This is a genomic window from Parendozoicomonas sp. 209JJ7-1 (assembly GCF_058147085.1).
Window position 1 is genome coordinate 1 of record NZ_JBYVJU010000173.1, and the last position, 389, is coordinate 389.

The 389-nt window shown below is 44.2% G+C and carries 1 protein-coding gene; it reads right to left on the bottom strand.

All coding sequences use genetic code 11. The features are described from left to right. On the bottom strand, positions 1 to 318 hold a 318-nt coding region (locus ACY2RQ_RS19890; protein ID WP_490114753.1), incomplete at its 3' end, for a hypothetical protein. Positions 319 to 389 lie beyond the last annotated feature (71 nt).

Consider the following 389-nt stretch of genomic DNA (forward strand, 5'->3'; position numbering starts at 1 on the left):
ATAATGCTGAGAACTGTGCCTGACATATTTGCCGCTAGAACTTGTTGAACCGGATATTACATTTGTTGTGACAAACTTGCTGAGAAAGCTTGTTACGCCAGTAGCCGTGCAGAGTAGGGCGCTTGTTGGTTTGACCAGCTCTGTAAGTTTGCTGGCACGATAATTATTTTTCTGGTTTGAGCAAACCTGTGATGCTGAGAATTGTGCCTGCGCACTTGCCGCTGGAATTTGTTGAACCGGATATTTCGTTTGTTGCGACAAACTTGCTGAGAAATCTCGTTGCGCCAGCCGATGAAAAAGATTCTCGATCTTTGTCATGTACGCTAAAGCTGGTAAAGCTTGTTGCACATTCCTTATTTTGTTGGTTTGAACAAGCCTGTGCGTGCTAT